21 protein-coding genes are annotated in these 21158 nt (G+C 51.4%); all 21 read left to right on the top strand.

Features of this window, described 5'->3' with window-relative positions; genetic code table 11:
* Window positions 1-4: 4 nt before the first annotated feature.
* The 21 genes from rsgA (at window position 5) to KZE55_RS06285 (ending at window position 21095) form a co-directional block, all read left to right on the top strand.
* On the top strand, window positions 5-877 hold the full coding sequence (gene rsgA / locus KZE55_RS06385) for a ribosome small subunit-dependent GTPase A (RefSeq protein WP_222257852.1): 873 nt from the start codon (window positions 5-7) through the stop codon (window positions 875-877).
* Window positions 878-887: 10 nt separating this feature from the next.
* Entirely contained in the window at window positions 888-1541 is a 654-nt protein-coding gene (gene rpe, locus KZE55_RS06380) for a ribulose-phosphate 3-epimerase (protein WP_047768927.1), read from the top strand.
* A 255-nt stretch (window positions 1542-1796) separates the two neighbouring features.
* Window positions 1797-2453 carry a thiamine diphosphokinase gene (locus tag KZE55_RS06375; RefSeq protein ID WP_222257851.1) on the top strand — a complete coding sequence of 219 codons (657 nt, stop codon included), beginning with the start codon at window positions 1797-1799 and terminating at the stop codon, window positions 2451-2453.
* A 129-nt stretch (window positions 2454-2582) separates the two neighbouring features.
* Window positions 2583-2768, top strand: a complete 186-nt coding sequence (gene rpmB, locus KZE55_RS06370; protein WP_047768929.1) for a 50S ribosomal protein L28 — start codon at window positions 2583-2585, stop codon at window positions 2766-2768.
* A gap of 171 nt (window positions 2769-2939) precedes the next feature.
* Window positions 2940-3305: an Asp23/Gls24 family envelope stress response protein gene (locus tag KZE55_RS06365; RefSeq protein ID WP_047768931.1), complete on the top strand. Its 366-nt coding sequence runs from the start codon at window positions 2940-2942 to the stop codon at window positions 3303-3305.
* A 24-nt stretch (window positions 3306-3329) separates the two neighbouring features.
* Window positions 3330-5039 carry a DAK2 domain-containing protein gene (locus tag KZE55_RS06360; protein ID WP_222257850.1) on the top strand — a complete coding sequence of 570 codons (1710 nt, stop codon included), beginning with the start codon at window positions 3330-3332 and terminating at the stop codon, window positions 5037-5039.
* An 81-nt stretch (window positions 5040-5120) separates the two neighbouring features.
* Window positions 5121-7157 carry an ATP-dependent DNA helicase RecG gene (gene recG, locus KZE55_RS06355; RefSeq protein WP_222257849.1) on the top strand — a complete coding sequence of 679 codons (2037 nt, stop codon included), beginning with the start codon at window positions 5121-5123 and terminating at the stop codon, window positions 7155-7157.
* Between the two features lie 16 nt (window positions 7158-7173).
* A complete protein-coding gene (gene plsX, locus KZE55_RS06350; protein WP_222257848.1) occupies window positions 7174-8205 on the top strand; it encodes a phosphate acyltransferase PlsX in 1032 nt (343 codons plus the stop codon).
* Window positions 8206-8241: 36 nt separating this feature from the next.
* Window positions 8242-8502, top strand: a complete 261-nt coding sequence (gene acpP, locus KZE55_RS06345; protein ID WP_222257847.1) for an acyl carrier protein — start codon at window positions 8242-8244, stop codon at window positions 8500-8502.
* A gap of 200 nt (window positions 8503-8702) precedes the next feature.
* Window positions 8703-9401 carry a ribonuclease III gene (gene rnc, locus KZE55_RS06340; protein WP_047768941.1) on the top strand — a complete coding sequence of 233 codons (699 nt, stop codon included), beginning with the start codon at window positions 8703-8705 and terminating at the stop codon, window positions 9399-9401.
* An 18-nt stretch (window positions 9402-9419) separates the two neighbouring features.
* Complete coding sequence (gene smc / locus KZE55_RS06335) at window positions 9420-12992, top strand: chromosome segregation protein SMC (protein ID WP_222257846.1); 3573 nt, start codon at window positions 9420-9422, stop codon at window positions 12990-12992.
* 2 nt (window positions 12993-12994) lie between these two features.
* Window positions 12995-14530: a signal recognition particle-docking protein FtsY gene (gene ftsY / locus KZE55_RS06330; RefSeq protein WP_222257845.1), complete on the top strand. Its 1536-nt coding sequence runs from the start codon at window positions 12995-12997 to the stop codon at window positions 14528-14530.
* 12 nt (window positions 14531-14542) lie between these two features.
* Window positions 14543-14884, top strand: a complete 342-nt coding sequence (locus tag KZE55_RS06325) for a putative DNA-binding protein (RefSeq protein ID WP_047770356.1) — start codon at window positions 14543-14545, stop codon at window positions 14882-14884.
* A 3-nt stretch (window positions 14885-14887) separates the two neighbouring features.
* Entirely contained in the window at window positions 14888-16336 is a 1449-nt protein-coding gene (gene ffh / locus KZE55_RS06320) for a signal recognition particle protein (protein WP_222257844.1), read from the top strand.
* Window positions 16337-16422: 86 nt separating this feature from the next.
* Window positions 16423-16698 carry a 30S ribosomal protein S16 gene (rpsP, locus tag KZE55_RS06315; RefSeq protein WP_047770352.1) on the top strand — a complete coding sequence of 92 codons (276 nt, stop codon included), beginning with the start codon at window positions 16423-16425 and terminating at the stop codon, window positions 16696-16698.
* A 12-nt stretch (window positions 16699-16710) separates the two neighbouring features.
* A complete protein-coding gene (locus KZE55_RS06310; RefSeq protein WP_222257843.1) occupies window positions 16711-16971 on the top strand; it encodes a KH domain-containing protein in 261 nt (86 codons plus the stop codon).
* 82 nt (window positions 16972-17053) lie between these two features.
* Window positions 17054-17560 carry a ribosome maturation factor RimM gene (gene rimM / locus KZE55_RS06305; RefSeq protein WP_222257842.1) on the top strand — a complete coding sequence of 169 codons (507 nt, stop codon included), beginning with the start codon at window positions 17054-17056 and terminating at the stop codon, window positions 17558-17560.
* Window positions 17560-18318 carry a tRNA (guanosine(37)-N1)-methyltransferase TrmD gene (gene trmD / locus KZE55_RS06300; protein WP_047770345.1) on the top strand — a complete coding sequence of 253 codons (759 nt, stop codon included), beginning with the start codon at window positions 17560-17562 and terminating at the stop codon, window positions 18316-18318. Before rimM ends, trmD begins: the two co-directional genes overlap by 1 nt.
* Window positions 18319-18329: 11 nt before the next feature.
* On the top strand, window positions 18330-19763 hold the full coding sequence (locus KZE55_RS06295; protein WP_222257841.1) for an APC family permease: 1434 nt from the start codon (window positions 18330-18332) through the stop codon (window positions 19761-19763).
* 114 nt (window positions 19764-19877) lie between these two features.
* The gene (gene rplS, locus KZE55_RS06290; RefSeq protein ID WP_047768552.1) at window positions 19878-20243 is read left to right on the top strand and encodes a 50S ribosomal protein L19; all 366 of its coding nucleotides are present in this window, start codon (window positions 19878-19880) and stop codon (window positions 20241-20243) included.
* Between the two features lie 186 nt (window positions 20244-20429).
* Window positions 20430-21095 (top strand): TMEM175 family protein, encoded by a 666-nt coding sequence (locus tag KZE55_RS06285; protein ID WP_261313199.1) that lies wholly within the window; start codon window positions 20430-20432, stop codon window positions 21093-21095.
* Window positions 21096-21158 lie beyond the last annotated feature (63 nt).

Here is a 21158-nt window from a genome sequence, read left to right as displayed (position 1 = left end):
TAAAGTGAAAGGAATTATTCAACAGTCTTTAAGTGGCTTTTACGACGTCATTGCGGACGGAAAGATTTACCGCACCCGGGGGCGGGGCAACTTCCGCAAGAAGAAGATCAAGCCGGTAGTTGGTGACCAGGTTGAATTCAGTGATGGTTATCTCCTGAAGGTCCTCCCGCGGCAAAACGAGATGGTCCGACCGCCTGTCGCCAACATCACAATGGCGGTGGTGGTAACGGCCACCATTCAGCCGACCTTCTCACCCAACCTACTGGATCGCCAGTTGGTTGGCTTAGAGGAGCAGGGAATTACGCCACTGATTTTCTTCTCAAAGACCGACCTCCTCACCGATGGCCAGTATGACCACATTCAGGAAGTGGCGGCGGGTTATTCTAAAATTGGCTACTGGGTCTTCGTGAATCGGCAGCCGTTTGCAAAAGACCAGTTAAGCCGCCTACAAAAACCTTTGATTGGTCAAGTTGTGACGATGATGGGTCAGACGGGGGCGGGAAAGTCAACTCTCCTCAACCACCTGGCACCTGAACTTGACTTGGCAACCGGGGAGATTTCCCAGGCTTTAAAGCGTGGCCGGCATACAACCAGAAAGGTGAGCCTCTTGAATGTCAATGGGGCCCTGATTGCGGATACGCCAGGCTTTTCTTCTTATGAAGCCTTTGATATGACTGTTGAAGAGCTGCCGAACCTCTTTCCAGAGATGCGGCGGCTGGCGCCGGAATGTAAATTCCGTGGCTGCCTACACTTGAAAGAACCCCGTTGCGCTGTGAAGAATGCTCTAGACCATGGTATAATCATGAAGAGTCGGTATGACGACTATGTCCAGTTCCACGACATCATCGTCAACCAGAAGCCAAATTATAAGAAATGAGGGAATTAGAATGATTAAAGTTGCACCATCAATTTTGAGTGCTGATTACGTAAATTTACAAAAGGATATTGAAAAGGTCGACAAGGCGGGCGCTGAATACCTCCACATCGACGTGATGGATGGGACTTTTGTGCCAAGCATCTCTTACGGTCCTGGCTTTGTTAAGGCTATTCGTCCAATTACCAAGATGACCCTGGATGTTCACTTAATGGTCGAACATCCAGAACATATCCTGCCAATGTTTATTGACGCCGGCGCCGACATCATTGGTGTGCAAGTAGAAGCCACCCAGCATATCCACCGGGCCCTGCAAATTATCAAGAAAGGCGGCGTTAAGGCTGAAGTTGTTATCAACCCTGGTACGCCAGTAGCCATGATTGAACCCGTCCTGCACATGGTTGACCAAGTCCTGGTCATGACTGTTAACCCTGGCTTCGGTGGTCAAAAGTTCCTGCCAGAAACGGTGGAAAAGATTGCCCAATTGAACGAAATTAAGAAGCAAAAGGGCTACGACTTTGACATCGAAGTTGATGGTGGGGTTAACGATAAGACCGTTACCGACTGCTACAAGGCTGGTGCCACCGTTGCAGTTGCTGGTTCCTTTGTCTTCAATGCTGATGACCCAGCAAAGCAGGTTGAAGCACTGCGGAACGCTACTAAGTAATTAATGGAAGCTGGGAAAAAAGCATCAGAGTGCGCCTTTGGCTAGTATAGAACAGTCGTTGGCACGAAACGGTCCAATGATTGTTCGTAATCAATTGATTGCTTCGCTTCACTAGACACAAGGAGCACGCTTCGATGTGAAGTTCGCCTATAGTTTTCCGCGATTGTTGTGTAATATTCGGAGTACTAAAAGAGGCTGGTGAGAAAACAAAGTTTTCTCACCAGCCTCACTCATTATTTATTTTGGGGGATATTTATGCGCGTAAACTTACTTGTTGGGGGCCCGTTAACCCTGGTTCCTAAAGAAACAATCTTGGAACGACAAGCAGAGGCCTGGATTGCCGTCGACCACGGGGCGACCGTTCTCTTAAAATGGGGGATTACTCCCGCGGTGGCAATTGGTGATTTTGACTCAACTAACCAGGCTGAATTTGCCCGCCTCAAGGACCACCTAACCGACATCGAGACCTTTCCACCAGCTAAGGACTTCACTGATACCCAGTTGGGCGTCAAGCTAGCGATTGATAATTATCAGCCAGATTGCATTGATATTTTTGGAGGCACGGGTGGCCGGCTTGACCACCTGTTAGCTAACCTTTTTCTGCCTTTGCAGGCAGCCTACCACGACTATGTGGAGAAGATTCACTTTATTGATCGGGGCAATTTGGTCGACTACTACCTGCCCGGCCAGCACGCTGTCCACCAGGCGCCAGGGATGGATTATCTAGCCTTTGTCACCCTAACCCCCGTTAAGGGTTTAACCCTTCTGGACGAGAAGTACCCGTTGAAGAACTGGTCGAGCTCTATCCCCTTCTCCTGGTCGAGTAACCGCTTCACGGCCCCAATTAACCACTTTTCCTTTGAAGAAGGGGTCGTAGCGGTCATTCGCTGCCGGGATATTCCGGCCCAGTAGGACTGTCAAGGAAAAATACTTGAAAGAAAACTATTGCATTGTCGGAATCGCTATGGTAAATTAATTAGGTGAGTTACATCGCAGTTATGCGTAATATCAATACTTGTAATAAAGAGGAGGGTATCACCAATGGCTAAAGATTTTATCAACGGTAAACGGACACGCTTTGGTAACAAGCGTTCTCACGCCCTTAACTCAAGTCGTCGTAGCTGGAAGCCTAACTTGCAAAAGGCAACCATCTTGGTTAACGGTAAGCCAAAGAAGGTTTACGTTTCAGCACGTACTTTGAAGTCCGGTAAAGTGACTCGGGTTTAATTAAAAATGATGCCGTCCAGTAGGGCGGCTTATTTTTTTATCTTAAAAAGATCAACCCCGTTAACTATAGTACGAAGGGGTCACTTTTTATTAACACTGTGCTATGCTATGATGGTGTTAGCTAAATTTAGATAGAAAAAAGAACATTAAACGAGCAGGGAGGCCATGAAGATGGCAGTAAAAATTAAGACGAAGGCAGGAACAATCGACATTGACAACGATGTGATTTCTACGGTTGTCGGTGGTGCTGCTACTGATAATTACGGTGTTGTTGGAATGGCAAGCCGTAACCCGGTCCGTGATGGGGTTAACCAGATCCTGCGGCGGGAAAACTTCAATAAGGGGGTCGTAGTTCGGCAACAAGACAATGGGATTACAGTTGAAGTTAACATCATTGTTAGCTACGGGACGAAGATCTCCGAAGTATCAAAGAGCGTTCAGTCCAAGGTTAAGTACAACCTAGAATCAATGCTCGGCATTACAGCGGACGCGGTTAATGTTTGCGTTCAGGGCGTCCGCTCAATTGAAGAAGACTAATTAGACCACGGGAGGAATTTTTAATTGGCTGTAACAGAAATTACAAATCTTGAATTCGGCAAGATGGTACAAGCTGCCGCTGACAAGTTAAATAGTAAGGCAGATTTCATTAATTCCCTAAACGTGTTTCCCGTTCCTGATGGTGATACCGGGACGAACATGGCTTCATCGATGTCCAGTGGTGCTAAGTATGAACGTGAGGAATCCAGTACCAAGGTTGGTGACCTGAGTGCCGCCCTTGCTAAGGGCCTTTTGATGGGGGCCCGGGGAAATTCTGGGGTTATCCTATCCCAGATTTTTCGGGGCTTTGCCAAGGCTGCGGCTGGTAAGGACACCCTGAATGCCCAGGACTTTGTTAACGCGTACGCTAATGGGGCTAAGGTCGCCTATAAGGCTGTCATGAAGCCAACGGAAGGGACCATTCTGACGGTTGTCCGTGAATCCGCCCAGGCGGGGTTGAACAAGGTCAAGGAGACTGACGACCTGGTTGAAATTATTGCCGCAATCTTCGCGGCGAGTGAAAAGGCCCTCGCCAAGACCCCTGACCTTCTGCCGGTTTTAAAGGAAGTCGGCGTGGTTGACTCCGGTGGTCAGGGACTGGTTTACGTCCTCGAAGCCTTTGACGAATCGTTGAGTGGTAAGAAAATTGAAAAGAGTACCGAATACAAGCCGGACAAGGCCGAAGTCGACGAAATGGTCAACGCCATGGACCACCAGAGTGTTCAGGGTAAGCTCGACCCGGCCGATATCAAGTACACTTACTGCACCCAGATGCTGGTCCGTCTTGGTAAGGGAAAGCAGGTTACGAAGAAGTTCGACTACGATACCTTTTACAATTATCTGGCTAAGCTGGGCGACAGCCTCTTGGTATTAAATGATGATCAGGTGGTCCGGGTCCATGTTCACACGGAGCACCCGGGACAAGTCCTCAGTTGGGGACAGGAGTTCGGTGACCTTCAGACCATTGAAATTCACAACATGGTTTGGCAACAAGAAGAAATCATGGAACACGATGGCGAAGAAGACCAGCAGGAGCCAACACCTGTTGAAAGGGCAAAGGAAGCGGAGGAAGAGACTGTCGATACGGCCCTGATTGCTGTTGCTTCCGGTGACGGGATTATTAAGCTCTTGAAGAGTCTCGGTGTCACCCACATTATTAGTGGGGGCCAGACGATGAACCCAAGTACCCAGGACATTGTTGATGCCATCAACAACAGTGGTGCCAAGAAGGCCCTGGTCCTGCCAGACAACGGGAATATCTTCATGACGGCAGAGCAAGCAGCAGAAGTTGCTGATATCCCAACCAAAGTTGTCCACACTAAGACGATTGCCCAGGCGATGTCAGCCCTGTTGGCTTATAACACTGAAGACTCCCTGGATGACAACCAGCGGAACATGGAGGCCAACCTGGCAACGGTTGCTAGTGGTGAGGTGACCCACGCGGTCCGTGACACGACGATTGACGGTCAAAACATCAAGAAAAACGACTACTTAGGAATCGTCGACGGTAAGATTGTAATCACCAATCCAGACATGAAGACGACCGCGATCGGAATGGTCAAGAAGATGCTGGATGAGGACAGTGAAATTGTCACGATTCTCTATGGTGAAGATGGCGATAAAAAAACTGCTGAAGCAATCAAGGAAGCGGTTGAAGACGTCGATGACGAACTCGATATCCAGATCTACGAAGGTGGTCAACCAGTCTACCCATACCTGATCTCGGTTGAATAATTAACGGGATTTGTAAATTAAATTTTCGAAGGGATGTCGGCATTTTGTCACATCCCTTTTCTGTAACGAGGGGGGATATTGATGAAAAGCCTGCAGGATTCGGTTGCAAACTTAAAAGGGGTCGGCCCCAAGCGGGTTGCCGACCTGGCTACTCTGGGAATTGATACTGTCGGCGACCTGTTAACCTATTACCCCAGTCGCTACGACGATGTGACTCCGGTCGACCTGGCAACCGTAAAGGATCGACAGAAAGTCACGGTCCAGGGAACCATAGTGTCAGAGCCTCTCCTAACTCGGTACGGGTACCGTCGCAGCCGGCTCAGTCTCCGTATTCAAGTCGGCCAGCAAGTTATCATGGCAACCTTCTTCAACCAGGCCTACCTGGCAAAGAAGGCCCAGCTAAACGAACAGGTGACGGTGATGGGCAAGTGGGATGCCCGCCGGCGCCAGGTTACGGCCAATAAGCTGCTGACCGCGGCGGACGAAAAGAAGAAGTCCTCCGGGGCGGTGTACCCGGTTAATAAGCATATTCGTCAGATGACGTTGCGGGGCTTGATTTGCCAGGCCTATGACGACTACTGGTCGGTTATCCCTACTCTGATTCCGACGCCCCTTCGCCAGCGCTACCGCCTGCTGGATCGCCAACAGATGATCCATGACCTCCACTTTCCAAAAGACGCGGGAAAGGCAAAGGCGGCGCGGCGGACGGCAACTTACGAGGAGTTCTTTCTCTTCCAGCTCCGCCTCCAGGCACTGCGGCGGGCTCGTCGACAAAGGAACGGGAACCGGATTCTCTATCATAATGACGAATTGAAGGAATTTATTGCCGGGATTGGATTCGAGTTGACAGGGGCCCAGAAAAGGGTGGTCAACGAGATCTGCCGCGATTTACGGGAGCCCTACCAAATGAACCGCCTCCTCCAGGGGGACGTTGGCTCCGGGAAAACAATCGTGGCGGCCATCGCCATATATGCCACCATTAGTGCTGGTTACCAGGCCGCATTAATGGCCCCCACGGAAATTCTGGCGGCCCAGCACGCTGAAAAGCTATCGAAGGTCTTTGAAGGGACCCATGTTCACGTTGGCCTTTTGACCGGGTCCTTGACGGCCAAGCAGCATCACCAGCTGGCCACGGCAATCAAGGATGGGTCAATTAACCTCATTATCGGGACTCATGCCCTGATTCAGGATAATGTGGAGTACGCTAACCTCGGCCTGGTTGTGACTGATGAACAGCACCGCTTCGGGGTTAACCAGCGGCAGCAATTACGGGAGAAGGGGAATAACCCGGACGTTCTCGCGATGACCGCCACCCCGATTCCGCGGACCCTGGCCATTACGGCTTACGGTGAAATGGACGTTTCCATAATTGATGAGATGCCCGCTGGCCGGAAACCAGTTGAAACTCGTTGGCTCAAGATTAGCCAACAGAGTGAGGCCCTTCATTTCTTAGAGGCCCAGCTTGCTGATGGCGCCCAGGCCTACATCGTCAGCCCCTTGATTGAGGAATCGGCGGCCCTCGATGTTCAAAACGCCACTGACCTTTATCAGGAGATGGCCAAGTACTTCGCCCCCCAATACCAAGTAGGCCTTCTCCACGGCCGGATGACCGGTGAGGAGAAGGAAAACATCATGCACCAGTTCAAGGACGGTAAGCTCCAGGTCCTGGTCTCCACCACAGTAATCGAGGTCGGGGTCGATAACCCGAACGCTACTGTCATGATGATCTATAACGCTGACCGCTTCGGTCTCGCCCAGCTCCACCAACTACGGGGGCGGGTTGGTCGTGGTGACCGGCAGAGTTACTGCCTTTTGCTGGCGGACCCGAAAACCGACGAGGGAAAGGCCCGGATGAAGACAATGGTGGAAACTACGGATGGATTCAAGGTTGCTCAGCGAGACCTGGAACTTCGGGGCTCTGGGGATGTCCTGGGGAACAAGCAGTCGGGGGTTCCCGACTTTAAAGTTGGTGACCCGGTGGGGGACCTGAAGATCCTTCAGATTGCCCGTCAGGACGCAGCTAACTTATTAATGACGCCGCACTGGGATGAACAAGATGATAATCAACCGCTGGTGCTGTACTTACAACGCCACCAGCTTCAAACACACTTTGACTAAACAAGGAGGAAATAAAATGAAAATTGCTGTTGATGCAATGGGTGGCGATAATGCTCCCCAAGCAATTATTGAAGGAGTAGAACAAGCACGGGACCAATATCCGGATCTTGAATTCGACCTGTTTGGTGACCCTGCTAAGGTAAAGCCTTTGATTAAGAACAATGACCGGTTGACCATTAAAGCCACCACTGAGGAGATTTCAATGGGTGAAGAACCAGTTCGGGCGATTCGGAAAAAGAAGGACTCCTCCATTGTCCGGGCGGCCCGCGCGGTGAAGGATGGGCAAGCAGATGCCTTTTTCTCTGCCGGGAATACGGGGGCGGTTTTGGCCGCTGGAATTTTTATTGTTGGCCGAATTAAGGGAATTGACCGTCCCGGACTAACTAGTATTCTGCCAATTACTAAGCCGGGTGCTGACCGCCATAGCTTTGTTTACTTAGATAGTGGGGCAAACGCCGAAAGCAAGGAGCGCAACCTTGTTCAATATGGTTATCTGGGTAAATTTTATGCCGAAAACGTTCTGAAGGTTAAGAATCCACGGGTAGCGCTCTTAAATAACGGGGCCGAAGAAGATAAGGGTGATAAACTCCATAAGGCGGTTTGGCAGGATTTAAATGCCGAAGAGGGGTTAAATTTCGTTGGTAATATTGAGTCCGGCGACCTCCTATACGGAAAAGCTGACGTTGTCGTCAGTGATGGCTGGACAGCCAATGCTGCTTTGAAGGCGACCGAAGGAACCGCTAGAATGTTACTAACCTTGATTAAGAGTGGAATATTGAATGGTGGTCTTCGGGCTAAGTTAGGTTACCTCTTCTTAAAGCCGGTCTTTCACCAGATTGGTAAGAAGATGGACGTCTCCACTTACGGAGGAGCCGTTTTACTTGGCTTAAAGGCGCCAGTTGTAAAAACGCACGGTGCTTCGGATGCTAAGGCGGTTAAGAATACCATTGGACAGATTAGGAAGATGCTCACTTCAGGAGTTATTGAAAAGACGGTAGAATTCTTTAGTCAAGCTTCCGTAGTAGACAAGCAGGGCAAAAACGAATAAAATAGGAGCGTACTTAATAAAGAGAGGTTATTTACCATGACTGAAAATGATAATAAGCGTACCAAAATTTTTAATAAGGTTTCTGAAATCGTGGCCGATCATTTTGATATCGACCGGGCCAAAATTACGGATGATTTGAACCTCAAGACGGATTTGGACGCCGACTCAATTGACCTTGTTGAATTCGTTCTCGAACTTGAAGATACATTTAACGCTGAGATTGCCGATGACGAAGCCGAAAAGCTGAGTACCATTGGTGAAGTGGTTGATTACATCGACCAGCACACAGCTGATTAAGCACCAAAGAGGGTGGGAAAGTTACAGTTTTCCCACCCTCCTTTCGATTCTTGAATATTAGGCAGTAATTGCGGGGGAAAAGCGCGTTTCTAGTGCTTTTTCCCCAGCTTCTTTTAGAAAAAGGCTGCGCAGGAAAAGACTTGTCTAGTATAATAGGAAAGAATCAATATTTTAATGAAAGATAAGAAAGGAAGAGGTTTATGATTAACGAACTGCAAGACTACTTGGCCAAGGAATTTGATATTCACTTTGCTGACCCGAGTTTATTAGCAGAAGCCTTTACCCAGGCTTCCTACGTTAATGAACACCCCAACCAGCACCTGAAGTTTTACGAACGGATCGAATTTCTTGGCGATGCCGTGTTGGAATTAATTGTCTCTGAATACATCTATAAGCGTTACCCCCAACTACCCCAGGGAAAGCTGACCCGTTTGCGGGCGGCGATGGTCTGCGAAGATAGCTTCTCCAAATTTGCCAAGGAGTGCCACTTTGACCAGTATATCCGTTTGGGGCACGGTGAGGAGATGGCAGGTGCTCGTCAGCGTCCGGGCCTCCTCTGTGACATCTTTGAATCATTCGTTGGTGCCCTCTACCTTGACCAGGGGCGGCCAGCCGTGGAGAAGTTTGTTCACCGGGTGATTTTTCCAAAACTTGACATGGGTTGGTTTGACCATGCCGTTGATGCCAAAACCAGTCTCCAGGAATTTCTACAACGCGATGGGGATGTCTTGATTGAATACCACCTCCTGGATGAACAGGGGACGGAAAACGATCCACAGTTCCACGTTAATGTTTCAGCAGATGGCAAGGTCATTGCTGAAGGGCGCGGGTCCTCGAAGAAGCAGGCGGAGATGCAGGCGGCGAAGAAGGCGTTGGTAAAACTCCGCACTACGAAGTAACGTTGAGAGAAGATAAGCATGCAATTATTGTCGTTAACTTTAGATGGTTTTAAATCATTTGCGCACAAAACCACGATTAAATTTGAAGAAGGAATGACGGGGATTGTTGGCCCCAACGGTAGCGGAAAAAGTAATATCATCGAAGCCATTCGCTGGGTGATGGGTGAACAGTCGGCCCGCCATCTTCGTGGGGATAAAATGGCCGACGTGATTTTCAACGGTTCGACTGACCTGGCTCCGCTGAATCGGGCTCTGGTTTCCATCACCTTTGATAACAGCGACCACTACCTGGCCAGTAACTTTACCGAGCTGACAATCACCCGGAAGCTTTACCGTAATGGAGACAGTGAGTACCTGATTAACGGGCAAAAGGTCCGCTTAAAAGATATTGTCGACCTCTTTATCGATTCGGGTCTGGGTCGGGAGTCATTTTCCATCATCTCCCAGGGCCGGATCGAAGCGGTCTTCAACGGGAAACCAGCTGACCGGCGGGCCATTATCGAGGCGGTCGCCGGAGTTGCCAAGTACCGAAAAAATAAGGAAACTGCCGAAAAGCGACTGTCCGCTACGATGGATAACCTTAACCGGGTCAATGACATTATCAGCGAGCTAAATAGTCAATTGGAGCCCCTTGCTGACCAGAGTGCCCTGGCGAAGGATTATCTTGAGCAGAAAAAGCAGCTGGACCTGTTTGACCGCACCCAGCTGGTCCGCAGTTATGACCGCGTGCACGAGCAGCTGACGGCCACTACGGGCAAGGTTGCCCAGGCGAAACAGTTGGCCAATCAGTACCAAGACCAGGCCAAAGTGGCCGCCAGTAAGCTGACGAAACTGAAGAAGCAGCGGGCGGACCTTTTGAACGAGAAGGACCGCCTCCAGCAGGCAATTCTTCGGCAGACCGAGCTGATTGCCGGCTACAATAGCAAGCAGTCGGTCTCCACAGTCAAGCATCAACAGCAGCAACGTGAGCGCGACCGCCTCCAGGACCAGCTAGCCAAGAATAAGGCTGCTGCTAGTTCAATCCAGGACCAGCTAGCAGACCTCAAGAAGCAAGAAGCCAGCCACCAAGCGGCTATGGAAAGCCACCAGACGGACCTGGCGGATGCCGAACGACTGACTGGCCAGGAGCAGATTGCTAAGCTCCGGGGCCGCCTTAATCACTTGCGCGACCAGCAGATTAACCTCCTCCAGAAGCAGACGACTCTCCACAACCAGGAAAACTTCCTGAAGCAGGGTCACCAGCAGTGTTTGAGCCAGGAAAAGCAGAGCAATGCTGACCTGGCCACTAGACAGGAGAAGCACGCGGCACTGGAAAAGCGGGGACAGTTGGTCCAGGACAAAATTGACCAATTGACGGCCCAAGTTAAGGACTGCCAGGCAAAACTAGCTGATACCCAGCAGAAATTAGCCGACCTGACGAACCAATATCAGGAGACCCAGCGGCAGTGGTACCAGGCCCTCGGGGATGCCCATTCGACCGAATCCCGGATCAGGAACTTCCGGGCAATGGAGGAAGAGTATGCCGGCTACTACCGGGGCGTCCAGGCGGTTCTGAAAAACCGCCAGCAGTTCCCAGGCCTTGCCGGGGCGGTCAGTGAGCTGGTTGAGGTGCCGGCCAAGCTGACGACGGCGATTGAAACCGTCCTTGGCGGCCAGCTCCAGCAGCTGGTGGTTGACAGTCAGACAACGGGGAAGCAAATCATCCACTACTTGATTAACAAGCGGGCTGGCCGGGTGACCATCCTGCCGTTGAATACTCTGAGCTCTCGGCAGCCGGTGATGGTCAACCCGACGGTGGTTAACTTGTCAGGCTACATTGGCCGGGCAACCGACCTGATCAAGTACGAAAACCGCTACCAGATCATCGTTAATCACCTCTTAGCCAACACGGTCATCGTGGATAACCTTGACCATGCTACGGCGGTGGCCCGGGCTGGTCACCATCAGTTACGGGTAGTCACCCTGGATGGCCAGCTAATCAACGCTAGCGGGGCAATGACCGGTGGAGCGAACCGCCACCACCAACACGGTCTGCTGAGTCAGTGGCAATCGGGTAAGGAACTAGATGCCCTCTTGAAGCGCCAGCAGGACCAGGCTAAACAATTAGAAAAGCGGGTGGCGGCTTTACAGGCCTCCCACCAGCGGGGGCAGGCCCAGGTAACCGCCCTCCAGGAGAAGCTGCACAGTTACCAGGGTCAACTACAAGATGCCCAGGGGCAATCCAGAATCTTAGAAGACCAACGGGCGGAAATTGAAAGTCAGATTAGCACCTTGAAGCGTCAGTTTGCCCTCCAAGATGACCAACACCAGGACTTCCAGTCCGCCTTGGCCGATAACCAGGCAGCCCAGAAGACCACTGACCAGCAGTTGGCCCAGGTCCAAACGGATATCCAAGAGGTTAACCAGCAGATTCGGGCCCTTCAGACAGACGCCGATAGCCAGAGCGAGCGGATTCACCAGCTCAGACAGTGGCTCGCGGTGGCCAAGGAACGCAGTCAGCAGTATGACCGGCAAAAGCAGAATTTTGACCACCAGCTGGCCGAACTGAACGCAGCGGCTGAACAGCTCCGCAACCAACGCGACCAGCTCGCCCGGGAACTCCAATCGGCAGATGATACTACGGAGTCTACGGCGGCGGCCCTGGCAATGGCTAAGAAGAAGCTAACGGCCCACCAGGCCCAGCTAAAGAACTTAAACCGGCAGGTCAGCCAGGTCGAGGACCAGGTGGCGGCGGCCGAAAATGACCACCAGCGTCTCCAAGAACTCGATCGGGCGGCCAAGGATGACTTAAATGACTTAAACGAACGACGGGTTCGCAGTGAGGGCAAGATTGACCAGCTGCTTAACCGCCTGAACGATAACTATTCAATGACAATTGACGCGGCCCGTCAAAAGGTTGACAAGGAGATCAGCGATTCTCAGCTGGCAATCCGCTTGAAGCTTTTACGGCGGGGAATTGCCGAACTGGGCGAAGTCAATGTCAGTTCAATTGAAGAGTATGACCGGGTTAAGGAGCGGTATGATTTCCTGAAAGGGCAGCAGACCGACCTCCTGGAGTCTCGCAACCAACTCCAACAAACGATGGCCGAGATGGACGGCCAGGTCGAGCAGCGCTTTACCGAAACTTTTAAAAAGGTCTCGGCGGCCTTTAATGAGACCTTCCAGCAGATCTTTGCGGGCGGCCAGGCCAAGCTGGTCTTGACCGACCCTCACGATCTCTTGAACACGGGGGTCGACATTATGGCCCAGCCACCAGGCAAGAAGAACCAACACATGAACTTGCTTTCCGGTGGGGAACGGGCCCTGACCGCAATCACCCTCTTGTTTGCAATTTTGAAGGTTCGGCCGGTGCCGTTTGCCATCCTGGATGAACCGGAAGCGGCACTTGATGAGGTCAATGTGCAGCGCTTTGCCAACTATCTCAACCGCTTCGGCAAGACAGGGCCACAGTTCATCGTTATTACCCACCGGAAGGGAACAATGATGGGGGCTAACGTTTTATATGGGGTCACCATGCAGGAATCCGGGGTCTCCAAAATGGTCTCCGTTGATGTCGTTGAAAATTTGAATGAAGAAAACAAGGAGGAATAGTCATGGGATTATTTGATATTTTCCGCCGTCATAAAAAGAAAAAACAGGAAGAATCAGCGGCCACTAGCGCCCCAACCACACCAGTATCAGCGGCTAGTGCCCAGCCAACGAGCCCCACTAGCGAGGCGGCCCAACCAACGACGCCGGCACCTGCGGAAACGCAACCGACGCCTGCCGAAGAGGAATCAGCGGCCCAAACAACACAAACCACTTCAGCACCCACTGAGCCAACAACAGCTCCAGAATCGACCCAGTCGACGACCGTGTCAAGCAGTGTGGCTAGTGAGCAGCCACAGCCAACTAAGGCCCGCAGTGCCGAACCAACGACACCGGAACCAGCAGTGAGTGCGGCCCCAACCGCACCGCGTGAAGAACCAGTGTCTGCTAGCGAGACTGCGCCTACTGAACCGGTATCTACCAGTGTCCAGTCGACTGCCCCAGCATCGACGAGCGTAACCGAGCCAAAATCTGCCAGTGCGGCCCCAACCACTCCGGCATCGACAAGTACTACCGAGCCGGCACCGGCCAGCGTTGCACCAACTCAACCGACAACGCCCGAACCGGCGGCAAGTGAGGCCCCGGCAGCGGATACGGAAGACAGGACAGAGAAAAAGTATGACAAGGGATTGGAGAAGTCACGGACCGGTTTTGGTGCCCGGCTGAACCGTTTCTTGGCTAACTTCCGCCACGTCGATGAAGATTTCTTTGACGACCTGGAGGACATGCTGATTGAATCCGATGTCGGTTACGACATGGCGATGAAGCTCAGCGACGAGCTCCGCGAAGAGGTTAAGCTGGAGAACGCCAAGAGCAAGCAGGACGTTTCTAACGTCATCATCGAAAAGATGGTCGATCTCTACGACGAGGCCGGGAAGGACGAAAACCCAGACCTGCAGATGGCTAAGGAAGGCCCAACCGTGATTATGTTTGTCGGCGTCAACGGGGCCGGCAAAACGACCACCATCGGGAAGATGGCGGCTCTCTTCAAAAAGCAGGGTAAGAAGGTCCTGCTGGCGGCCGCCGACACATTTCGGGCCGGAGCTACGGAACAGCTGGATGTCTGGGCTAAGCGGGACGGTGTCGACATTGTCACCGGACCAGAGAACGGCGACCCGGCGGCGGTTGTTTTCGATGCAGTCCAAAAGGCGAAGAAGGAGGACTATGACATCCTCTTCGTTGATACGGCTGGTCGGCTGCAGAACAAGGTCAACCTGATGAACGAGCTGGCCAAGATGAAGCGGATTCTGACCCGAGAGATTCCGGACGCGCCCCATGAAGTCCTGCTGGTCTTAGATGCCACGACGGGGCAAAACGCCCTCAACCAGGCTAAACTCTTCAAGCATAGCACCGACGTCACGGGAATTGTCCTGACCAAGCTCGACGGGACGGCTCGTGGGGGGATTGTCCTGGCAATCCGGAACGAACTCCACCTGCCCGTCAAGTACGTGGGCCTTGGTGAAAAGGTCGACGACTTGCAGAAGTTCAACGCCAGTGACTTTGTTTACGGCCTCTTCAAGGGCCTGGTCGAGGTCGACTAGGGAGAAATCGCGATGGAAATTGAAAAGAACTACCGGATCAACTCCCTCTTTGAGTTTTACCAGCCGCTCTTGACCAAGAAGCAAAACGACTACTTGGAGCTCTATTATGGGGATGATTATTCTCTCGGCGAGATTGCCGAGAACTTTCACGTGAGTCGCCAGGCGGTTTATGATAATATCAAGCGGACAGAGAACATTTTGGAAGACTACGAAGCCAAATTGCACCTTTACGCCGAGTTTCAGGCGCGCAACAAGCAGGCGGACGAGATTCAAAATTACGTTCGTACCCACTACCCAGACGATACCAAGCTGAACAACTTGGTTGGCCATTTGGAAAGTTTGGAGGAAGAATAAACAATGGCATTTGAAGGATTAACTGAGCGCCTGCAAAAGGCGATGGAAAAACTACGGCGCAAGCCTAAGGTCACGGAAGCGGACCTCCGGGAAACAATGCGAGAAATTCGCCTCGCCCTCCTGGAAGCCGACGTTAACTTTAAGGTCGTCAAAGACTTTGTAAAGACAGTCCGGGAAAAAGCTGCTGGAGCTGAAGTACTGAAGGGGTTGAACCCTGCCCAGCAAATCGTCAAGATTGTTAACGAGGAATTGACTAAGCTGATGGGGGAAGAAGCCGTTCCCCTAAACAAGGCCAAGCATATCCCAACCGTTATTATGATGGTCGGACTCCAAGGGGCCGGTAAAACGACCACCGCGGGGAAGTTAGCCCTGCGCCTAAAGAACGAGGACCACGCCCGGCCACTGTTCATCGCGGCCGACGTCTATCGGCCAGCCGCCATCACCCAGCTGCAACAGGTGGCATCGAAGATCGACGTGCCGGTCTTTGAGAAGGGGACGGACGTTGACCCCGTGGAGATTGTCCGCGAGGGGATGGAAGTTGCCAAGAAGAACCATAATGACTACGTGATCATCGATACGGCCGGGCGCCTGCAGATTGATGAACAGCTGATGGACGAATTGGCCAACATCAAGAAGCTGGTCAACCCGAACGAAATTCTCCTGGTAATCGACTCGATGACCGGGCAAAATGCAGTCAACACCGCCGAAGGATTTGACGATAAGCTCGATATCACCGGGGTTGTCCTGACCAAGTTAGATGGGGACACCCGTGGTGGGGCTGCCATGTCAATCCGGGCGGTCACTGGGAAGCCAATTAAGTTCGTCGGTGAAGGGGAAAAGATGGAAGACCTGGACGTCTTCCACCCTGACCGAATGGCTTCGCGGATCCTGGGCATGGGGGACATGATGACCCTGATTGAAAAGGCTCAGAAGAACTTTGACGAAGAGCAGGCCCAGGAAACCATGGATAAGATGCGGGAAAATACCTTTGACTACAATGACTTCCTCGCTCAATTAGACCAGGTAACCAAGATGGGGCCGATTGAAAATATTATTAAGATGATGCCGGGAATGGCGAACAACCCCGCATTGAAGAATATTAATATTGACCCAAAGCAGTTTGCCCACATCAAGGCAATTATTCTCTCAATGACGCCTGAAGAGCGGGAGAACCCTGATTTGATGAACCCCAGCCGGCGCCGGCGGTTAGCTGCTGGTGCGGGGCGGCCAATTGTGGAAGTTAACCGGATGATCAAGCAGTTTAACCAGATGAAGAAGATGATGAAGCAGGTCACGAATGGCAATATGAGTGGTATGCAGAATATGTTTGGTGGCCAGATGCCTGGTGGTAAGATGGGCCAGATGGCAATGAACCGGATGGCGCGGAAGATGAAGAAGGACAAGGCCAAGCGGATCAAAAAACTGCGCAAGCTCCGCAAGAAGAGAAAATAATTTAGACTGTCAAGAAAAACTACTTTACATTCTCTTCTAAGACTGGTATATTATTACCTGTTAAAAGAATTCAGGGAGGTGCAAAAATGTCTGTTAAAATTCGTTTAAAGCGTATGGGTTCTAAGAAGCGTCCATTCTACCGGATCGTTGTTGCCGACTCACGTTCACCACGTGACGGTCGTTTCATTACTGCTTTAGGTACTTACAACCCATTGACTACTCCTAAGGAAGTCAAGTTTGATGAAGACGCTGTTATGGATTGGCTTCAAAAGGGTGCCCAACCATCCGACACTGTTCGTAACATGCTTCAAAAGGCTGGCGTTATGAAGAAGTACCACGAAGCTAAGTACGCAAAGAAGTAGTGATGAGTTATCATGACTGAGACAGATATAGAGGCGCTGATTCGTAGTTTAGTAACCCCACTTTTAAACCGTCCGGATGCCCTATCCATTACCCAAGACGATAGTGGCCGTTATCATCAGTACATTGTTGATGTTGACCCGGGGGATGTCGGTCGGCTGATTGGTCGGCAGGGACATGTTGCGGCGGCGTTACGTACCGTTGTTGAGGGGGCCCGTTCTCGGCGTTCCAACTCTAAAAAAGTCCGGTTACTGATTAATGATCATCGTCACTAATAAAAAGAGGCTGGGGAAAAACCTTGTGTTTTCTCCAGCCTCTTTCAGCTTTTCTGCACTTTGTACGATAAGGAGGCAAAAATTGGATTTCTTTAATGTTGGAAAAATCGTCAATACCCACAGCATCCGCGGTGAGGTCCGGGTCATGCCAACCACCGACTTCGTGAAGGAACGGTTCGCAGCGGGTCACCGGCTCTACCTGGACATGAAGGAGGGACCGCTGAAATTAACCGTTGAGAGGGCCCGTCAGCATAAGGGCTTTCTTTTAGTTAAGTTTGCGGGATATGACAACATCAACGATGTTCTGAACTTTCGGGACCATGAGTTAATGGTCACTGAAAAGGACCAGCAGCCCTTGGAAGACGGCCAGTACTATTACCGGCAAATCATCGGTCTGACCGTAAAGACCCTGGAAGGTGAAGAGCTGGGTACGATTAAGGAAATCATGGCGCCGGGAGCCAATGACGTTTGGGTTGTGGACCGGCCGGACAAGGCGGACCTCCTCTTGCCAGTGATTGACGACGTGGTTAAGAAGGTTGACCTTGAGAATCACCAGGTCCTGGTTGAATTGATGGAGGGGTTGGAATAATGAAAATTGATATTTTGAGCCTGTTCCCGGATATGTTCCAGGCTACCCTGGGCGAGTCAATCATTGGTAAGGCCCAGGAAAGTGGCTTCCTGGATATTAAGGTGACGGACTTCCGGGACTACACAACGGATAAACATAATCACGTTGACGATGCCCCGTTTGGTGGGGGTGCCGGGATGCTCCTCCAGCCGCAGCCAATCTTTGACGCCATGGCGGCAATCGATAAGGAGAACGCGGGTAAGTACCCTAAGGGCCGGGTTATCTTGATGGATCCAGCTGGTCGGCGCTTTGACCAGGAGTACGCCCAGGAGCTGTCACAGGAAGAGCACCTGACCTTTATCTGCGGTCACTACGAGGGTTACGACGAACGAATTCGCCAGCTGGTGACCGATGAGGCCTCCCTCGGTGACTATGTCCTGACTGGGGGCGAGCTGGCGGCGATGGTAATGATTGACGCTACGGTCCGCTTCGTTCCCGGGGTCTTAGGTAACATGTCCTCACCGATGGGTGATTCCTTCTCTAATGGTCTTTTGGAGTACCCCCAATACACCCGACCAGCTGACTTCCGGGGGATGAAGGTCCCCGAAGTCTTGACCTCTGGCAACCACCAGAAAATTAAGGAATGGCGGATGAAGGAGTCCTTGCGGCGGACCCTCCACCGCCGACCGGACCTCCTCAAGTCAGCGAAGTTGAGCCGAAAACAGCAGCTGATGCTCCAGGATATCAAGCTGGACGAGAACCCGGACGTTCCTGACTAATGGTGGTAGCGATGAGAAAGCTAATTGAACGACTATTTTGGAAACAGAACCCGGGTGTCTACCAGCAAAAGGATGCTAAGCTTACGCCGAGTCTGCGGACGATTGACCTAATTGGCCTGGGAACAGGGATGGTGGTTGGGACCGCCATCTTCACTTTGCCAGGGATCGTTGCCGCCGAGCACACCGGACCGGCCGTGCCGTTGGCCTTCATCGTGGCGGCGATTGGTGCGGGCTTGTCAGCCTTGGCCTACGCTGAAATGTCCTCGGTCTTGCCCTTTGCCGGGTCGGCCTTTTCATGGATTAACGTCCTCTTCGGCGAATTCTTTGGCTGGGTAGCTGGCTGGGCGCTTTTGGCGGAGTACTTCATCTCGGTGGCGTTTGTTGCCTCAGGCTGGTCGGCCTATATGCAAGGCTTCTTAGCCAGTCTAGAGATTAAACTACCGGTGGCTTTGACCGGGGGGGTTAACCCAGCGAAGGGGTCGTACGTTGACATCCTGGCGGCCATGGCCATTCTGGTGGTCGGCATCCTAATCTCACGGGGGGTTCACCAGGTGAGCCGGATCGAGAACTTCATCGTTTCCATCAAACTCCTGGTGATTATCATGTTTGTGGTTGTCGGGATGACGGCAATCCAGACGAAAAACTACGTCCCCTTTATCCCACCGCATAAGCCGGGCACGAGCTTTGGTGGCTGGCAGGGAATCATTGCTGGGACCGCCCAGATATTTATCGCCTATGTGGGCTTTGACGCAATTGCGGCCAATACGGCGGAGACGAAGAACCCGCAGAAGACGATGCCTAGGGGGCTGATTGGGACCCTGGTACTGGGAACCGGTTTCTTTATTGCCGTATCTCTCGTGCTGGTGGGGATGTTTAAGTACTCCCGCTACGCCAACAACGCGGAGCCGGCCGCTTGGGCCCTCCGTCAGTCCGGTCACTACCTGACGGCCAACTTGTTGTCAATCGTGGCAATTGTCGGCATCTTCTCGGCTTTGATTGCGATTTTGCTGGCGTCGTCACGACTGATTTACGCCTTTGGCCGGGACGGGTTGTTGCCGAAGACCTTAGGTGTGGTGGATGGTCGCCACGTGCCCAACCATGCCCTATGGGTGATTACCTTTTTGGCGATGATCCTGGGGTCAGTTTTTCCGTTTACCTTCCTGGCGACGTTGGTCTCGGCGGGGACCCTGGTGGCTTTCATTTTCGTCTCGCTGGGAATTTACGCCCTGCGCCCCCGGGAAGGGAAGGACCTGCCGGACGCGCAGTTTAAGATGCCCTGGTACCCGGTGTTACCGACGATTTCGGCCCTCTTTTCAGCGGTGATTTTCTGGGGACTGAATCGGGACGCAAAGATCCTGATGGTTGGCTGGTTTGTGGTCGGCCTGGTGATTTACTTTGCCTACGGGCTGCGCCATTCGATAATTAACCAGGAACATCGGGATTAACCCTTGAAAGTCACAGGGAAAGCATGTATAGTAGTTATTGGCTGTTTAGCTGTGAATAACGGTATTCCGCTGCCCGCTTGAGGACATGAATGTCGGCGAAAGGAAAGAAATTTTATGCGTCAAAATAAGTTAATCGAAAAGATTACGGCAAGTCAATTACGTGATGATATTCCAGACTTCCGTGCTGGGGACACTGTTCGTGTTCACGCCCGGATCGTGGAAGGTTCCCACGAACGTATCCAGATGTTCGAAGGGGTTGTTATCAAGCGCCACGGTGCTGGTATCAGCGCTACTTATACCGTTCGGAAGATCAGTAACGGTGTCGGTGTGGAACGGACTTTCCCAGTTCACTCACCACGGGTTGCTAAGATTGACGTTCTACGTCATGGTCGTGTACGTCGTGCTAAGCTGTACTACCTGCGGGCACGTACTGGTAAGGCTACGCGGATTGCTGAAAAGCGTCGCGACGAAGAAAAGTAATCTAATTGCAGTAAAAGAACCCTTGCTTAGGCAGGGGTTCTTTTTGGTTTAAAACTAAAATAAGGTAGATTGTCTATATACTCAGGTAGCGAGGACAGAAATCTAAGCAATAACATTTTATACTGTTGAACTAGCCACTTTTTATTCCAGCCAAAATTGGTTAAAATAGCCTCTGGTGATTTAAAAGTGAGAAAAAACGAAAATAACAAAATAGCTTCGCGTAAACAGATTCAGCAACGCCTCATCAGAATGAAGCAAAAGGGCGCTGCGGAATTTAAAGAACACCTTGATAATCTAAACGATGGGGTTATTGCCATCATTTTAACCGTGATGGTCCTGGAAGTACCGCTCCCGAACCAAGCTGGCGTTTCCTACCGAAATTTTATGGGTTCGATTTTTATCTTTTTGGTAAGTTTCTTTGTGGTGGCTAACTTCTGGTATGACCTTAACCGGATGCTTTTGGTTCTTAACCGTGTCACTAAGAAGATGATCATCACCGACTTTGTTTTCCTCGCAGCGCTTTCGGTGATTCCAATGCTGACGAAGTGGATGATGTTGGAGCCAACCGGGTTAGCCGTCTTTGACTATGGAATTGCCTACTTCATTGCCAACCTGATGAAGCTTATCATTTCTGCCACCGCTTGGGAGGAATTTTTCAATGAGGTTGAGGGAAGCCCGAAGATGTTCTCAATGCGGCTCGGTCGCCGGCTTGTGATCGTTTTAGTTATTAACTTCATTCTGATTTTTTTGGCCTACATAATGCCGCGCTGGGTCCTGCTGGCCTACCTCGTGTTGACGATTTATAACTTCTTTTATCCTGAAAAAACGGCTGTTGACCAAAAAGTTAAATGATTGTCCTGCTCCATAATTAATAAAGGCTGTTGAAAGAGCCATTACTCTTTCAACAACCTTTTT

The organism is Limosilactobacillus panis (genome assembly GCF_019797825.1).
Lineage (GTDB): Bacteria > Bacillota > Bacilli > Lactobacillales > Lactobacillaceae > Limosilactobacillus > Limosilactobacillus panis_A.
Note: the sequence above shows the minus strand (reverse complement) of the source record. Positions and strands in the feature narration are given on the sequence as shown.

Bases quoted from the DNA above. Each gene is read 5' to 3' on its own strand.
- rpe (WP_047768927.1), top strand. From the start codon at position 888: ATGATTAAAGTTGCACCATCAATTTTGAGTGCTGATTACGTAAATTTA.
- KZE55_RS06375 (WP_222257851.1), top strand. From the start codon at position 1,797: ATGCGCGTAAACTTACTTGTTGGGGGCCCGTTAACCCTGGTTCCTAAA.
- rpmB (WP_047768929.1), top strand. From the start codon at position 2,583: ATGGCTAAAGATTTTATCAACGGTAAACGGACACGCTTTGGTAACAAG.
- KZE55_RS06365 (WP_047768931.1), top strand. From the start codon at position 2,940: ATGGCAGTAAAAATTAAGACGAAGGCAGGAACAATCGACATTGACAAC.
- recG (WP_222257849.1), top strand. From the start codon at position 5,121: ATGAAAAGCCTGCAGGATTCGGTTGCAAACTTAAAAGGGGTCGGCCCC.
- plsX (WP_222257848.1), top strand. From the start codon at position 7,174: ATGAAAATTGCTGTTGATGCAATGGGTGGCGATAATGCTCCCCAAGCA.
- acpP (WP_222257847.1), top strand. From the start codon at position 8,242: ATGACTGAAAATGATAATAAGCGTACCAAAATTTTTAATAAGGTTTCT.
- rnc (WP_047768941.1), top strand. From the start codon at position 8,703: ATGATTAACGAACTGCAAGACTACTTGGCCAAGGAATTTGATATTCAC.
- smc (WP_222257846.1), top strand. From the start codon at position 9,420: ATGCAATTATTGTCGTTAACTTTAGATGGTTTTAAATCATTTGCGCAC.
- ftsY (WP_222257845.1), top strand. From the start codon at position 12,995: ATGGGATTATTTGATATTTTCCGCCGTCATAAAAAGAAAAAACAGGAA.
- KZE55_RS06325 (WP_047770356.1), top strand. From the start codon at position 14,543: ATGGAAATTGAAAAGAACTACCGGATCAACTCCCTCTTTGAGTTTTAC.
- ffh (WP_222257844.1), top strand. From the start codon at position 14,888: ATGGCATTTGAAGGATTAACTGAGCGCCTGCAAAAGGCGATGGAAAAA.
- rpsP (WP_047770352.1), top strand. From the start codon at position 16,423: ATGTCTGTTAAAATTCGTTTAAAGCGTATGGGTTCTAAGAAGCGTCCA.
- KZE55_RS06310 (WP_222257843.1), top strand. From the start codon at position 16,711: ATGACTGAGACAGATATAGAGGCGCTGATTCGTAGTTTAGTAACCCCA.
- trmD (WP_047770345.1), top strand. From the start codon at position 17,560: ATGAAAATTGATATTTTGAGCCTGTTCCCGGATATGTTCCAGGCTACC.
- KZE55_RS06295 (WP_222257841.1), top strand. From the start codon at position 18,330: ATGAGAAAGCTAATTGAACGACTATTTTGGAAACAGAACCCGGGTGTC.
- rplS (WP_047768552.1), top strand. From the start codon at position 19,878: ATGCGTCAAAATAAGTTAATCGAAAAGATTACGGCAAGTCAATTACGT.